The organism is Candidatus Didemnitutus sp., from assembly GCA_019634575.1.
Classification (GTDB): Bacteria; Verrucomicrobiota; Verrucomicrobiia; order Opitutales; family Opitutaceae; genus Didemnitutus.
The window spans coordinates 552,902-567,666 of sequence record JAHCAY010000001.1 but is presented as its reverse complement, the minus strand read 5'-3'; the positions used below and the strand labels follow the sequence as shown (position 1 = coordinate 567,666).

14 protein-coding genes are annotated in these 14,765 nt (G+C 65.6%); 8 read left to right on the top strand and 6 right to left on the bottom strand.

Features of this window, described 5'->3' with window-relative positions; genetic code table 11:
- The first annotated feature begins 50 nt into the window (after nucleotides 1–50).
- The 3 genes from KF715_02450 to KF715_02440 all read left to right on the top strand — a co-directional run bounded on the left by KF715_02450 (nucleotide 51) and on the right by KF715_02440 (nucleotide 3,314).
- The gene (locus KF715_02450) at nucleotides 51–1,169 is read left to right on the top strand and encodes an aminopeptidase (protein MBX3735524.1); all 1,119 of its coding nucleotides are present in this window, start codon (nucleotides 51–53) and stop codon (nucleotides 1,167–1,169) included.
- Between the two features lie 75 nt (nucleotides 1,170–1,244).
- Nucleotides 1,245–2,240: an adenosine deaminase gene (locus tag KF715_02445; GenBank protein MBX3735523.1), complete on the top strand. Its 996-nt coding sequence runs from the start codon at nucleotides 1,245–1,247 to the stop codon at nucleotides 2,238–2,240.
- 150 nt (nucleotides 2,241–2,390) lie between these two features.
- Nucleotides 2,391–3,314 carry an RluA family pseudouridine synthase gene (locus tag KF715_02440; GenBank protein MBX3735522.1) on the top strand — a complete coding sequence of 308 codons (924 nt, stop codon included), beginning with the start codon at nucleotides 2,391–2,393 and terminating at the stop codon, nucleotides 3,312–3,314.
- 38 nt (nucleotides 3,315–3,352) lie between these two features.
- On the opposite strand, the gene KF715_02435 is transcribed toward KF715_02440, so the two are convergent.
- The 5 genes from KF715_02435 to KF715_02415 all read right to left on the bottom strand — a co-directional run bounded on the left by KF715_02435 (nucleotide 3,353) and on the right by KF715_02415 (nucleotide 7,951).
- On the bottom strand, nucleotides 3,353–4,315 hold the full coding sequence (locus tag KF715_02435) for a phosphatase (GenBank protein MBX3735521.1): 963 nt from the start codon (nucleotides 4,313–4,315) through the stop codon (nucleotides 3,353–3,355).
- Nucleotides 4,316–4,503: 188 nt separating this feature from the next.
- Entirely contained in the window at nucleotides 4,504–5,226 is a 723-nt protein-coding gene (rsmI, locus tag KF715_02430; protein MBX3735520.1) for a 16S rRNA (cytidine(1402)-2'-O)-methyltransferase, read from the bottom strand.
- A gap of 87 nt (nucleotides 5,227–5,313) precedes the next feature.
- Complete coding sequence (locus KF715_02425) at nucleotides 5,314–5,472, bottom strand: hypothetical protein (protein ID MBX3735519.1); 159 nt, start codon at nucleotides 5,470–5,472, stop codon at nucleotides 5,314–5,316.
- A complete protein-coding gene (locus tag KF715_02420; protein ID MBX3735518.1) occupies nucleotides 5,469–6,350 on the bottom strand; it encodes a hypothetical protein in 882 nt (293 codons plus the stop codon). The genes KF715_02425 and KF715_02420 overlap by 4 nt, the downstream gene beginning before the upstream one ends.
- An 8-nt stretch (nucleotides 6,351–6,358) precedes the next feature.
- Nucleotides 6,359–7,951: a glucose-6-phosphate isomerase gene (locus KF715_02415; protein MBX3735517.1), complete on the bottom strand. Its 1,593-nt coding sequence runs from the start codon at nucleotides 7,949–7,951 to the stop codon at nucleotides 6,359–6,361.
- 127 nt (nucleotides 7,952–8,078) lie between these two features.
- Between KF715_02415 and scpB the strand changes: the two genes are divergently transcribed.
- Both scpB and KF715_02405 read left to right on the top strand, forming a co-directional pair.
- On the top strand, nucleotides 8,079–9,017 hold the full coding sequence (gene scpB / locus KF715_02410; GenBank protein ID MBX3735516.1) for an SMC-Scp complex subunit ScpB: 939 nt from the start codon (nucleotides 8,079–8,081) through the stop codon (nucleotides 9,015–9,017).
- Nucleotides 9,017–10,060: a Gfo/Idh/MocA family oxidoreductase gene (locus tag KF715_02405; GenBank protein MBX3735515.1), complete on the top strand. Its 1,044-nt coding sequence runs from the start codon at nucleotides 9,017–9,019 to the stop codon at nucleotides 10,058–10,060. The genes scpB and KF715_02405 overlap by 1 nt, the downstream gene beginning before the upstream one ends.
- A gap of 161 nt (nucleotides 10,061–10,221) precedes the next feature.
- Here KF715_02405 and KF715_02400 read toward each other — a convergent pair whose 3' ends face one another.
- On the bottom strand, nucleotides 10,222–11,709 hold the full coding sequence (locus KF715_02400) for a TonB-dependent receptor (GenBank protein MBX3735514.1): 1,488 nt from the start codon (nucleotides 11,707–11,709) through the stop codon (nucleotides 10,222–10,224).
- Nucleotides 11,710–11,879: 170 nt separating this feature from the next.
- Here KF715_02400 and sppA point away from each other — a divergent pair, with 170 nt between their 5' ends.
- The 3 genes from sppA to KF715_02385 are packed head-to-tail and all read left to right on the top strand — an operon-like array spanning nucleotide 11,880 to nucleotide 14,760.
- Nucleotides 11,880–13,721 carry a signal peptide peptidase SppA gene (gene sppA, locus KF715_02395; GenBank protein MBX3735513.1) on the top strand — a complete coding sequence of 614 codons (1,842 nt, stop codon included), beginning with the start codon at nucleotides 11,880–11,882 and terminating at the stop codon, nucleotides 13,719–13,721.
- Between the two features lie 53 nt (nucleotides 13,722–13,774).
- Complete coding sequence (gene sufT, locus KF715_02390; GenBank protein ID MBX3735512.1) at nucleotides 13,775–14,302, top strand: putative Fe-S cluster assembly protein SufT; 528 nt, start codon at nucleotides 13,775–13,777, stop codon at nucleotides 14,300–14,302.
- Between the two features lie 2 nt (nucleotides 14,303–14,304).
- On the top strand, nucleotides 14,305–14,760 hold the full coding sequence (locus tag KF715_02385) for a VOC family protein (GenBank protein ID MBX3735511.1): 456 nt from the start codon (nucleotides 14,305–14,307) through the stop codon (nucleotides 14,758–14,760).
- Nucleotides 14,761–14,765: the final 5 nt, after the last annotated feature.

Genomic DNA, 14,765 nt, shown 5'->3' with positions numbered 1-14,765 from the left:
CGGGTGGCTTTGGAGTTGAACGCCGGTTCCGCTCCGGCGATAGCTTGCGAATGGCTGATCCCCGCTACTCGCAACTTGCCGAAGTTCTCACCGGTTTTTCCACGTCCCTGAAGAAGGGCGAGCGCGTGCTCATCGACGCGTTCGACATTCCCGATCTGTTCGTGGTGGCCCTCGTGCGCGCCGCCCGCACGCGCGGCGCGCTGCCTTACGTGAACATCCAGCGCGCGCGCATCACGCGCGAACTGCTCCAAGGCGCGCAGGCCGAGCAATACCAGATCTCCGCCGATGTGGAGCTCGCCCGGATGCAGAAGATGGAAGCCTACATCGCGGTGCGCGGTTCGGATAACATTTTCGAGACGTCGGACGTTCCCTCCGAGAAGGTCCAGATGGTCGCGAAGATCATGAAGCCCGTGCTCGACCACCGCGTGAACAAGACCAAGTGGGTCGTGCTCCGCTGGCCATCGTCCGCCATGGCGCAACAGGCGGGCATGAGCACCGAGGCGTTCGAGGATTTCTATTTCCGCGTCTGCACCTTCGACTACCGCCGCTATGGCCCGGGCATGAAGGCGCTCACGGATCTGATGAACAAGACCGACCGCGTGCAGCTCAAGGGCCCGGGCACCGATCTGCGCTTCTCGATCAAGGGCATCGGCGCCGTGCCGTGCGGCGGCTTGCGCAACATCCCCGATGGCGAGGTGTTCTCCTGCCCGGTGAAGGACAGCGTCGAAGGCACGATCAGCTACAACGCGCCGACCGTCTACCTCGGCACCGCGTTCGACAACATCAAGCTCACCTTCAAGGCCGGCAAGATCGTCGACGCCACGAGCAACAACACCAAGCGACTGAACGAGATTCTCGATACCGACGCCGGCTCGCGCTACATCGGCGAGTTCGCCATCGGCTTCAACCCGCACATCCAGCAACCGATGCGCGACATCCTGTTCGACGAAAAGATTGCCGGCTCGTTCCACTTCACGCCTGGCCAGGCCTACGAAATCGGCGGCAACGGCAACAAATCCGCCGTGCACTGGGACATGGTCTGCATCCAGCGTCCCGACTACGGCGGCGGCGAGATCTGGTTCGACGACAAACTCGTCCGTAAGGACGGCCTCTTCGTGCCGAAGGCGCTGCAGAAGCTGAATCCGGACCAGCTGCTCAAGGTGAAATGAGTTCTGCCCACGGAACACACAGAACACACGGAATGGCCGTGTTTGTTTCCGTGTGCTCCGTGTTATCCATGGGCCATGTCTGAATCGCTGCGCGAGTTCATCCAATCGCTCCCGAAAACGGAGACGCACCTCCACCTCGAAGGCGCGCTGCCGCTCGAGTTGCTCCAGCGCGTGCGACCGGAGTTCGTCGGTCGCACGCCGGCGTCGTGGGCGCCGGATTTCAAGTTCGCCGACTTCGCGCATTTCGAGCGCGAGCTGCTCGACATGGCGTTCTCTTGGTTCACGTCGCCGGAGCGTTACCACGAGGCCGCGAAACTAATCTTCGCGCGCCACGTCGCGCAGAACGTCCGCTACGTCGAGACGAGCTTCGCGTCCGGCGGCATCGAGTTCCTCGGCTTCGATGGCCGCGTCGTGTTGGAGGCGATTCGCGCCGCGGTGCCCGCCGGACTCGAGGTGCGGATTTTCCTCGGCATCCACCATGACGGTGCGGGCGACAAAATGCGTGCAGTGCTCGAAGACGCGCTCAGCTGGCCCGGCCTCGCCGGCATCGATCTGCACGGCTTCGAAGACAAGCCGGTCGAACCGTGGACGGCAGAGTATTGGGCCGCCGCGCGGCGCGCCGGCAAATACACCAAGGCGCACGCGGGCGAGTTCATGGGCGCGGACTTCGTGCGCCTCATCCTCGACGAGCTGAATCCACACCGCATCGAGCACGGCGTGCGCGCCGTGGAGGACGCTGCGCTCGTCGCGCGCCTCGCACGCGAGGGCATCGGCCTTGATGTCTGCCCGATCAGCAATCACAAGCTCATGCCCGGCGTCACACTCGCCACGCATCCGATCCGTGCGCTGTTCGACGCCGGCGTAAAAGTCACGGTCAGCACCGACGACCCGATCTCCTTCGGCAATACACTCACCGACGACTACGTCGCCCTGGCCGAACACCGCGGTTTCACCTGTCGAGAACTCGCGCAGGTCGCGCGGCATGGCTTCGAACTGGCTTTGCTGCCCGACGCGCAGAAAGGGCCGCACCTTGCGCAACTGGACGCGCTCGCGACCCAGCTTTGGGCGTAATGCTCGACGTTATGGAGGGCGCGGCTACCGCCGCGCCGTTGAGTAGCGGAGCGTCGCGGACGTTTGCGGCGCGGCGGTAGTCGCGCCCTCCGCGAAGGGTTCCACCTTGGCATTGCGTGCGTGTGGCGCGCTGCTCAGCTTGAGCGCCACTTGACCATCCATACCCACACCGTTCCCGAAGGCGCGCGCCGCGGACGCATCGACAAGGTGCTCGCGGCGGCTTTTCCCGCGCATAGCCGCGTTGCGTTTCAGCGCGCGCTCGAAGCGGGACTCGTGAGGGTCGACGGCAAGGTCGTGGCGCAGAGCGACGACGTGCGCGGCGGGCAGATGATCGAGTTTTCGTTGCCTGAGGTGAAGCCGGCTGAACTCAAACCGGTCGACATCCCGCTCGATGTCGTTTTCGAGGACAAGCACCTCATCGTGCTCAACAAACCGGCCGGCATGGTCGTGCATCCGGGCGTCGGCACCGGCGAGGATACCGCCGTCCACGCGCTGCTGGCGCATTGCGAAGGCGAGCTGAGCGGCGTCGGCGGCGTGGAGCGCCCCGGCATCGTGCACCGCATCGACAAGGAGACGACCGGCCTGCTCGTCGTGGCGAAGAACGACGCGGCGCACCGCGCGCTGTCGGATCAGTTCGCCTCGCGCACGTTGCTCAAGGAATACGTCGCGCTCGTCAGCGGCGTGCCGAAGGCGATGAGCGGCGTGATCGATCGCGGTATCGCGCGCCATCCCGTGCACCGCCATCGCATGACGACCGGCGAGGGCGGACGGCCGGCGCGGACGGATTGGGTCTTGTTGGAGAAGTTCGGCGAAGCGGCGGCATTCCTGCGCTGCCGCATCCACACGGGCCGCACACACCAGATCCGCGTGCACCTGAAATCGGTCGGTCACCCGCTGCTCGGCGATCCGACTTACGGCTGGAAACAGAATTCCGCGATGCCGCCGGTGCCGCGCGTAATGCTGCACGCCGAGCACCTCGTCCTGACGCATCCGATCAGCGGCAAGACGCTGGATTTGCACGCGCCGTTGCCGGCGGATTTCGAGGCGCTGCTGGAGGCCTTGCGAAAAGGATAGGTGGCGATCCACCTCCGGCGACTCCGCCCTACATTGCGTCAGGGCGTCAGGAGCAGCTCCGCGGCGAGACCGTAGCGGAGGTTGTAGAAACTGTGGTGGAACTCCGTGAAGCCGCCGGCTTCGGCGACCGCGATGATTGTGGCGAGCGCGGTGGGAAAAACGTCGGCGCGTGTGGCGGGCAGGCCGGCGACGCCTTGCCGCTCGGCGAGCGGGAGCGCAGCCAAGAAGTCGAGCAGAGCGCGGATTTCGGCGAGCGTGACGATGGACTCGGTTTGCTCCGCCTCGATACCACGGCGGGCGCCGAGGATTTTGCGGATCGTGGCGACCGTGCCACCGGTGCCGATGGCGCAGCGAGTCGCACCGAGGCGGAAGCCCGAGGAGTCCAAGGTGGCCGCAACGTGGGCCATGATCAGGGCGCGGCTTTCCGTCGAGAAGGGCGCGGAGGTGTCGCGCACGAATTTTTCGGTCAGGCGCACGCAGCCGAGTTGGAGGCTGAGTTCCTGTTGGATTTCGCGGTTGCGGAACTCGAGGCACTCGAGCGAGCCGCCGCCGAGATCGAAGACATAGAAGTCACGCAGGGCGGCGAGCGCGGGGTCGGCAGTGAGGCCACGGCCGATGCCGTTCGCCTCTTCGCGTCCGGTGAGAATGCGGATCTCGTGACCGGTCGCCGTGCGGACGCGCGCGCGGAACTCGGAGCCGTTGGCGGCGTCGCGCACGGCGCTGGTCGCGACGAGCAGCGTGCGCGCGGGAGAGTAAGGCGCGGCGAGCGTGAGCAGTTCTTGGATGGCGGCGAGGCCGCGCGTCATGCCTTCCTCGCTCAGGCGCGGCGTGGCGGCGCTGATACCGGCGCTGATGCGCGCGTCGAGCGATTCGTGTTTCAGCACATCGAGCCCGCCGTCTGCGGCGCGCGCGGCGACGAGCACCTTGATGGAGTTGCTGCCGATATCGATGACGGCGACTGGAGGAGAGTTAACCACAGATGAACACAGAAGGACGCAGATGGACCCAGTAGGCGGCGGTCATGTCCGAACGAAGGATCGTTTCGAGGGGCCACAAAAAGCGCAAAAGGCACAAAGGGTTTCTGCGCCTTTTGTGGCCAACAGGATTGGCCCACGGCTTGCCACTCCGAGCGACAGCCTCACGGACTTTTCAGAGCAGTATCTGTGTCCAGCTGTGTTCATCTGTGGTTTTACGGCGTGAAGTCCTTCGGTGCGATCAGGACGACGAACTCGCCCTTCAGGCTGCCTTTCATTAGGCGGGCCTGCACGTCGGCAGCGAGACCGATGAGGAAGGTTTCGTGGAGTTTGGTGATCTCCTTCGCGATGCAGATCACGCGGTCGGGGCCGAGGTGCTCGACGATCTCGGCGGCGAATTTGTCGATGCGGTGGCAGCTTTCGTAGAGCGCGATCGTGTAGTCGAAGTCGCGGTGCTTTTGGAGAAACGCGATGCGTGCGGCGGATTTGGGGGGCAGGAAGCCGGCGAAAAGGAAGCCGTTGGTCGGCAGGCCGGCGGCGCTGAGCACGGCGGTGAGCGCGCTGGCGCCGGGAACGGGGACGACCGGGAGATTGCGGCGGCGGCAGGCGCGGACGACGCGGAAGCCGGGATCGCTCAGCGCGGGTGTGCCGGCGTCGCTGACGACGGCGACGGATTTGCCGAGGCCAACGAGGTCGGCGAGGCGGTCGGCGGCTTCGGTCTCGTTGTGCTCGTGATAGGGGACCAGTTCCTTGTGCAGGCCGAGGCGATGCAGCAGGACGCCAGTGGTGCGCGTGTCTTCGCAGGCGATGACGTTGACGCCGGCGAGGATGGCTCGGGCGCGGTCCGTGATGTCGGCGAGGTTGCCGATCGGCGTAGCGACCACGTAGAGGTGGCCGGGCTGGGGGACGAGCGAGGTGTTTTCAGCCGGAGTGGTCATCGCGGCTTCGTCAGGTCGCCTGTAAGCAGGCTCCTACAGCGAGCGAGGTGTTCTCGGCCGGCGCGGTCATGGCGGCCGTCACACGGGTTATTTGCCGATGCCGGGGATGCGGCCTTCCCAATCGGCGGGGCGGCTCCACGGAATCGACGAGTCCTGCTGCGGCGAGGTGCAGCCAGCGAGGCCGGCGAGAGCGAGGGCGGCGAGCGCCAAGGCGAGGAGGGCTTTGCGGAGAGTGGGCATGCTCATTTGGCTATTAGGACAAAATCGCCGGGCTGCAACTGTCGTTTCAACGCGGCGGGCAGAACCTGCGCGACGGAGAATTTGGCGCGGGCATCGGAGATTTGAACGCGGGCGACGACGGTGGTTCCGCGGTGCAGCGTGAGTTCGTCCCCAATTGTCGCGCCTTCGTCCCGGCCGTAGTCGACAATGACAAAGGCGTCGTGCGGTCCGACGCGGACGACGCGGTAGCCGGGCGCCGGCGGAGGTTGCGCGGCGGGCGCGACAGCGGGGGGGGCAGACGGCTCGGCCAGCGCGCGGGTCAGCAAGCTGGTGAGCTGCGACTCGAGGGCGGCGATGCGTTCGCGGTAGGCGTCGAGGTCGGCTGCGGAGGGCTCGCCGACCGTCGCGGACGAGGGAGGAACCGGCGCGTTCGGCGGCAGAGCGGAGCCGGCGGCGAGTGTGTTGGCGTTGGAAGCGGAGGTGGCGAGCGTCGCGCTCGATGGCGCCACTGGAGCGGGCGCGGAAGCCGATGCCGTTTCGGCGAGCCGCATTTGCTGGCGCAGCGCCTCGATCTCGGACAGCAGCGCGACTTCGCGTTGCTGTCGTTCGGTGAGGGAGGATTTCGTGGCGGTCAGCTCGCGCGCGAGTTGCGTGTTCTTGGTCTCGGTCGCGGTGGTGCGCGTCTTGGCGTTGCCGAGTTGGGTGTCGAGTTCGGCGGCCTTAGTGGAGAGTTTTTGGGCGCGCTCGTGCTCCTGGGTGGCTTCGGCGCGGACGCGCTCGAGATCGCGTTCCAGCGTGGCGGCCCGGGCGGCGTGTAGCTCGGCCTGGCGCTGGAAGAAAACGGTGCCGATCGCGCCTGCGACGATCAGCACCGAGAGCGTTACGAGAAGCAGGCGCGTGGGCATGCGTGGCTTTACGCGTTCGCCGCGTATGTGCTTTCGAACCACGGCTTCTTCGCGGTTTTCGCGACGCCGTTGCCGGGGTTGGCGGCGAGGTGTTCGAGGACTTTGAAGACGAGCTCGGCTTTCGCGGTTTCGCCGATTTGCGCGGCGAGGGCGTCGGCGGTGAATGCCTGTCCGGGCGCGGCTTTGAGGGCGGCGACGATCTGGCCGCGGAGCGCGATGACGGCGGTGGCGGCCTTCTTGCCGGCCTCGACGCCGGGCTGATGGTAGGCGTTGATGCCGACGAGGGAGGCGTAGAGACCTACGGCGCGCTCGTAGAGGGCGATGAGCTGGCCGAGGGTTTTCGGCGAGACGTCGGCGACCGTGACGGTGATCGAGTGGCGGTCTTTCTCGGAGAGCGCGTCGCGCGTGCCGAGGAAGAAGCCTTGCAGGTAATCGCCGCTGGTGATGCCGCCGGCTTCGACTTCGAGGGCGTCGCCGCTGCGGTCCTTGAGGACTTCGATGAAGGTGACGAAGAAGTTGTTCACGCCTTCGCGGAGCTGCTGCACGTAGGCGTGCTGGTCGGTCGAGCCCTTGTTGCCGTAAACGGCGATGCCTTGGTTGACGACGTTGCCGGCGAGATCGAATTCCTTGCCGAGCGACTCCATCACGAGTTGCTGGAGGTAGCGCGAGAAGAGCAGCAGGCGGTCCTTGTAGGGGAGGACGACCATATCCTTGGCGCCTTTGCCGTCGGTGGCCCAATACCAGGTGAGCGCGAGGAGCGCGGCGGGGTTTTCGCGGAGCTTCGGCTTGCGGGTGAGCTCGTCCATCGCGGCGGCGCCGGCGAGCATCTGGTCGATCTTGATGCCTTGGAGCGCGGCGGGCAGGAGGCCGACGGCGGAGAGTTCGGAGGTGCGACCGCCGACCCAGTCCCACATCGGGAAGCGGGCGAGCCAGCCTTCCTTTTGCGCGATCTGGTCGAGCTTGGAGCCTTCGCCCGTGACGGCAACGAAGTGCTTCGGGTAATCGAGGGCGGCCTGCTTGAAGGCGGCGGCGGCTTCGAGCATGCCGTTGCGCGTTTCGACGGTGCCGCCGGATTTGGAAATGACGACGACGAGAGTCTGCTTCAGGCGCGAGCCGAGTTCGGCGAGCACGTAGTCCATGCCGTCGGGATCGGTGTTGTCGAAGAAGGTGACGCGCATCTTGTCGCGGCGGCCGTTCGGGCGGCCGAGGGCGTGGTTGACGAGTTGCGGGCCGAGGGCGGAGCCGCCGATGCCGACGACGAGCAGGTCCTTGAACTTGCCGCCGGAGGGCGGAGCGATGTCGCCGGCGTGCACGGCGGCGACGAATTCCTTGATCGAGTCGACGGTGCGCGTGATGGCGTCCTTCAGCTCGGGCGTGGGCGCGAGCTCGGCGTTGCGCAGCCAGTAGTGGCCGACCATGCGGTTCTCGTCGGGGTTCGCGATGGCGCCTTTTTCGAGGGCGGCCATGTCGGCGAAGGCCTTTTCGAGGCGTGGAGCCATCGATTCGAGGTAGCCGTCGGGGAACGGCATCCGGGAGATGTCGAGGCCGAAGCCGAGCTTCGGCGCGTGGAAGTAAAGTGACTTGAAACGGTCCCAGCTCATGAGGACTAAACAGGTAGCCCGGGACGCGCGGCGCGGCTAGCCGGAAAAGCGTCACAGACTCACGGAAGGCTTGTGAGCAATTCGGGATTGTCAGCCTGCGCGGGGCGACCCTCACTCGTGGGCGACAATGGCCTTCGATCTCAAACGTGTGCTCAAAGTGATGCTGTTCGCCTCAAACGGACCGCTCGCGGTGAAAGACATCCAGACCGCTTTCACGCGGTTCCACGAGCAGGCGGACAGCCTGCCGTTTGAGAGCGAGAGCGAGGCCGCCGAACCGGTCGCGGAAGTCGCCGGTGAGGTGGCTGCGGTCGCGACGGAGGCGGAGATGGTGGCGACGGATGCGCCGGCGGCCGAGACCGCACCGGCGGCTGAGACCGCGCCGGTGACGGAAGCCGCCGAGTTGGTCGTGCCGCCGACCGAGGAAGACGAGATTTATCGCGATGTGCCGTCGCTCATCACCACCGCGCAAATCCGCGAGGCGATGGATGCGATCTCGCAGGAATTGCGCGACACGAACAGCGAAGTGCTGATCGTCGAGAACCACAGCGGCTGGCGCCTGGTCACGCATCCGCGTTATGCGCGCTGGGTGCGCTTGCTGCGCAACGAGCCGCCGCCGGTGCGCCTGACGGCTTCGGCGATCGAGACGCTAGCGGTTATCGCTTATCGCCAGCCGACGACGCGCGCCGAGATCGAGCAAATCCGCGGCGTGTCGGCGGAGGCCGGCATCGCGAAGCTGCTCGAGCGCGACTTGATTTACGTGGTCGGGCGCGCGGATTTGCCGGGCCGGCCGACGCAGTTCGGCACGACGGATGCGTTTCTGGAATTTGTCGGCATCAAGTCGCTCGACGAGTTGCCGGCGTCCGATGTCCTTTCGCCGCGGCAGATCGATGCGTGGCTGAATACGTCCAACAACCCGCGGCCGGCCAGCGATGGCGACATGGGTCTCGACGAGACGCAGCCGAGCCAGATGACGCTCGACCAGGCGCCGGCTGTCGCCACCGAGGGCGGTGAAGCGCCGGTCGCAACCGACGACGCACCGGCCGAACGCGAGCCGAAGACCGAGTGATGAGCGCGGCGCGACTTCGGGTCGGCGTCATCGGAGCCGGCGCGAACACGCGCGCCAAACATTTGCCGCTGTTGCGCGCGATCCCCGGCGTGGAAATCGTCGCGGTGGCGAACCGCTCGCGCGAATCGAGCGAGCGTGTGGCGCGGGAGTTCGGCATCGCGCGCGTTGCGCCCGACGCGCAGGCGATCATCGCGGCGGCGGACATCGATGTGGTCGTGATCGGCACGTGGCCTTATTTGCACGCGGAGCTGTCGATCGCGGCGCTGCGCGCGGGCAAGCACGTGCTCACGGAAGCGCGCATGGCGCGCGATCTCGCGGAGGCGCAGGCGATGCTGTCGGAGTTGAGGAAGCATCCGCAACTGGTCGCGCAGATCGTGCCGGCACCGTTTTCGCTGCCGTTCGATGCAACGATCGTCGACTGGTTGCGCGGCGGAAAGCTCGGTGTCGTGCGCGAGGTGCACGCGACGTTCACGCACGGTGCGCTGGCGAATCCGGCGGCGCCGTTCAGCTGGCGGCAGGATTTCGCGTTGAGCGGCAAGAACACCATGTTCCTCGGGATTTTCTACGAGATGGTGCGGCGCTGGCTCGGGCGCGATCCGGAGAGCGTGGTGGCGGACGCGGCGATTTTCACGAAGACCCGGCGCGACGAGCGCGGTGCGGAGCACGAGGTGAAAATCCCCGAGAGTGTGAGCGTGCTGGGTCGCTACGCCGACGGCGCGCGGCTCGTGATGCACTTGAGCGGCGTGGAAACGAGCGCGTCGCGGAATGAGATTCGCGTGAACGGCAGCGATGGCGCGGTGCGGGCGGATTTTGCGGCGGACGAATTGTGGTTCGCACCGCGCGGCGGGGCGGAGCGGCGTGTGGAGATCGCACCGAAGAAACGCGGCGAGTGGCGGGTCGAGGCGGATTTCGTGGACAGCATCCGCGAGGGGAAGCCGGTCACGCTGACGGATTTCGCGAGTGGCGTGCGCTACATGGCGTTCACGGACGCCGTGTGGGAGTCGTGGAATCGCGGCGGCGCGCGAGTGGCGCTGCCGGAGTGAGGACTTCGGATGGATCGCCGCGGCTCGCGGTGCGGGCCTCGCGATGACAATCAGGTCGCGTGGTGGATCGAGCGAGGTGCCGGCCGATTCGACGGTCCAGTTTCGGCGGTCATGGACCGCGCTACAGGTTCGGTGCGGCTTTGCCCCGGCTGGATTCGCTGCTACTTCGCGGCGACGGGAGCAGGTTTGGCGTCGACGTAGCCGAGGAGTTTGCGCGCCTTGATGAGGGCGGCGACTTTGGAGGGGACGAGGCGCTCCCAGGTCGGATCGCCGGTCTTGATCATGCGCAGCACTTCGTTCGAGAAAATCGCGAGGTAGTCGTCGTTGAAGCCGGTGATCGAGTCGATGGCGTTGTTTTCGAGCAGATGGCGGTAGAGGTAGCGCAGGTGGCGCGCGACATGGACGTTCTTGGCCGTGATGAGTTCGGTGGGCGAGGTGGCGTCGCCGGCCTGATGCTCGGTGCCGGCGGTGATGAGTTTCTCCGAGGTGGCGGCGCGCATCGGGTAGACGTAGAGTTTCACCGAGTGGCGGAACATGCGGCCCATCGATTCGAGGATGCCGCCTTCGAGGTGTTCGTAGTATTTCTCGTTGAAGATCTCGAGGAGCGTGTTGATGCCGAGGGCGATGCCGATCATCTCCTTCGTGTAGCGGCGGAAGTAGGTCGAGAGGCGGTAGAACTCGGAGTAGTTCGAGATGAGCACCGTGAACCCGATGTGGCCGAGCATGTCGACGCGCGAGAGAAAGTCCGCGATGTCGAGTTCGCCGCCGGCGAGCAGGTTGTTCATGGTGATTTCCATGAGGACGACGATGTCCTTGCCCTTGACGGTGGGTTCCTGGAGGAACTGCGCGGTGGCGCAGTTGAGCATGTCGACGTTGACGTGCGTGACGGGGCGGAAGCTGCCGCGTTCGACGAGAATCGGGCGGTTGTAGAAGGCTTCGGACGGCTGGAGCATCTCGCCGCCGGGCGAGAAGAGCACGGCGTTGGTCAGACCGTGCTTTACGAGGTAGAGGGCGAGGAGGCGGTTGTCGACGTGGCGGAAGGCCGGGCCGATGAGCTTCACCATGTCGACCTCGATGCGATCGGTGCCGAGGTTGTCGGCGAGCGAGGTGATGAGCAGTTCGGGGTCGTCGAGGTAGTAGAAGGCGGCGTAGATGAGGTTGGTGCCGACGATGCCGAGCGCTTCCTGTTGGAGGACGTTCTTTTTGTCCCACATGCGGACGTGGATCATGATCTCGCTCGGTTCGGCGAGGGGCTCGTGTTGGAAGCGGATGCCGAGCCAGCCGTGGCCGTCGGCGACCTTGGCGGACTTGGCGGCGACGGTGTTAGCGAAGACGAAGAAGCGCGTGCGGTCACCGCGTTTGTCGGAGAGACGTTCCTTCAGCAGCGCGTATTCGTGGTGCAGCATCGTCTGCAGGCGCTCGCGCGAGACATAGCGCGGGGCTTTGCCGTAGATGGCGTCGCTGAACGTCATGTCGTAGGCCGACATGGTTTTCGCGATGGAGCCGGAGGCGCTGCCGGCTTGGAAGAACACGCGGGCGACCTCCTGACCGGCGCCGATTTCGGCGATGGTGCCGTAGCGCGTGCCGTCGAGATTGATCGTCAGCGCCTTGCGGTTCGTGGTGAGGAGTTCTTTCTTCTCGCTGCTCATGGAGGCGGGTGGGCCAAGGTATGACACGGCTCCATCGGCACAAGGGAAAGTTCGTGGAGCATGCCGCGCGCACGACGCCGCCCGTGGAGCACGGAGGCCGTTCGTCCCAGTTGGTTGCCTGAGAACGCTTTTCGCTGGCGGGGCTGGCGACGCGGGCTAGCTTCGGCGCCATGAAGAATTTCTTCACGTCGTTTTTCGCGACGCTGTCCGCCTTGCTGGTGTTCTGCTTCGGCAGCGTCGTCGTGTTTTTCATTTTCGTGGGCATGCTCGCCGCCCTCGGGGGCGATAAAAAGGTCACGGTGGCGCCCGGTTCCTATCTGGTCGTCGACCTGAATGCGAACATCCAGGACGCGCCCGAGCAGATGGAGGGTTTTGAGAAATTCGCGGAGGTCTTCGGCGGCCGCAGCAACACGACGCTGCAATTACGCCAAGTCACGCGGGCGCTCGAGGCAGCGGCGAAGGACAGCGACATCCGCGGCGTGCTCCTGCGCGGGCAGCTGTCGCCGGTGGGCTACGGCACCAGTCTCGCGAGCTTGCGCGAGGTGCGGGGCGCGCTCGAGAAGTTCCGGGCGTCGGGCAAGCCGGTGAAGGCCTATCTGTCGTTCGCGACCACGCGTGAGTTCTATCTCGCCTCGGCGGCGAGCCAGGTGACCCTTGATCCTTACGGCGGCATTCTGCTGCCCGGCCTCGCGTCGCAGCCGATGTTCTTCGCCGGAGCGTTCGAGAAATTCGGCATCGGTGTGCAGGTCACGCGCGTGGGCAAATACAAGTCCGCGGTGGAGCCCTACACGCGCAAAGACATGAGCCCGGAGAACCGCGCGCAGATTCAGAAGCTGCTCGACGATGTTTGGGGCGAGTTGGTCACGAGCATCGAGCAAAGTCGCGGTCTCGCCGCTGGCTCGCTACAGAAGGTCGTCGATACCGAAGGCATTCTCCGTCCCAAGGCGGCGATCGAGGCGAAGCTGGTGGACCGCGAAGCCTATTGGGATGTCGTGCTCGAGGAGCTGAAGGCCGATACGGGCCGCAAGGGGGGCAAGGAAACGTTCAAGCAGATCGGCCTGAAGGAATACGCGAAACTCGTCCCCGGCGACGGCGTCGTCGCACGGCGCGCGACAGAGGTCAAAATCGATCCGAGTGCGAAAGGCAAAATCGCGATCGTCTACGCCGAAGGCGAAATCGCCGATGGCGACGGCCGCGAGCAAGGCGTGATCTACGGCGACAAGGTCGCGCGCCAGCTGCGTGAGTTGCGCCTCGACGATTCGATCAAGGCGGTCGTCCTCCGCGTGAACAGCCCGGGCGGCAGCGCGTCGGCTTCGGAGACGATCCAGCGCGAGGTGCGCCTCGTGCGCGAGAAGAAGCCGATCGTGGTCTCGATGGGCGGGCTGGCGGCTTCCGGCGGCTATTGGATTTCGACTTATGGCGACCGCATTTTCGCGGAGCCGACGACGATCACGGGATCGATCGGCGTGTTCGGCATGTTCCTGAATTTCCAAGGACTCGCGACCGACAAGCTCGGCCTGACCTTCGACATGGTGAAGACCGGCAAATTTGCCGACGCGCTCACCGTCACGCGTCCGAAGACGCCGGAGGAACTGGCGATGTTCCAGCACATGGTGGATTGGATCTACGACGAGTTCACCCGCAAGGTGGCGGAGTCGCGCAAGCTCGACATCGCGGTCGTGCGCGAGATCGCGCAGGGTCGCGTATGGTCCGGCGCCGAAGGCAAGAAGCTCGGCCTCGTCGACGAGATCGGCGGATTGCAGGACGCCGTGAAATACGCCGCGCAGAAGGCGAATCTCGGCGAGAAGTTCCGCGTCGTCGAATTGCCGCGCAAGAAGCCGTTCGCCGAGGCTTTGTCCGAGGCGCTGGACAACCGCCGCCATGAACAGGCGGTGAAGGGGCCGGCCGGATTGCTCGTGCAGCAAATCACGACCGAGCTGGAATCGCTCTCCCGGTTCAACGATCCGCAGGGCATCTACGCGCGCCTGCCGCTCAATCTGCGACTCCAGTAACGCGCGATTGCGTCACGCCCGTCCGCGTGCATCGTGGCGGGCGCATGAACGAAGTGCACACGCTCCTCCGCGATACGCCCGCCACGGTCATCCCCGCGGGCGACAAGGTCACGCTGCCCGCCGGGCTGAATGTCTTCATCACCCAGACGCTCGGCGGCAATGTCACGGTGCGCACGGAGCAGGGGCTTTTTCGCATCGCGCGGGAGAACGCGGACGCCATCGGCGGTTTCCAGGCGACCGCGGAGACGCATGCCGCCCCGGTCGGCGAGTTCAGCGAGCAGCTCGTGTGGGACACGCTGAAAACCTGCTTCGATCCTGAGATTCCAGTGAACATCGTCGATCTCGGTCTCGTCTACGACCTTGCTGTCGAGAAAGCGGCGGCAGGCGGGCACACCGTGCAGGTGAAAATGACGCTCACTGCGCCGGGCTGCGGCATGGGGCCGGTAATCGCCGAGGATGCGCGCGCGAAAATCGCCGCGCTGCCGACCGTCGAAAAAGCCGAGGTGCACATCGTGTGGGACCCGCAATGGACGCCGCATATGATCTCGGACGTGGGCCGCAAGACGCTCGGGCTGGAGTGAGCATGGACGGCGTGCGTTTCGGCCATGTGAATCTGGTCGCGGCCGATTGGCGGCGGTTGGTTAAGTTTTATTCGGACGTGTTCGGCTGTGTTGCCACCGGGACGGAACGCGATCTGCACGGCGAGCTGCTCGAGCGCGGAACGAAACTGCCCGGTGCGCACCTGCGCGGAATGCATCTGCGCCTGCCGGGGCACGGCGAGAGCGGGCCGACGCTGGAAATTTTCTCCTACGAACAGAACGCTTCGAACGCGGCGCCGGCGACGCCAAACCGGGTGGGCTTCGGGCACATCGCGTTCGTGGTGCCGGAGGTGAGCGGGGCAATTCGCTCGGTGCTTGCTGCGGGCGGCTCGCAATACGGCGAAGCGGTCACGACGGCAGCGAACGGGCGAAAAGTCACCTGGGTCTATATGCGCGACCCGGAGGGCAACTTGGTGGAGTTGCAGGCTTGGAGTGATTGAGCGCG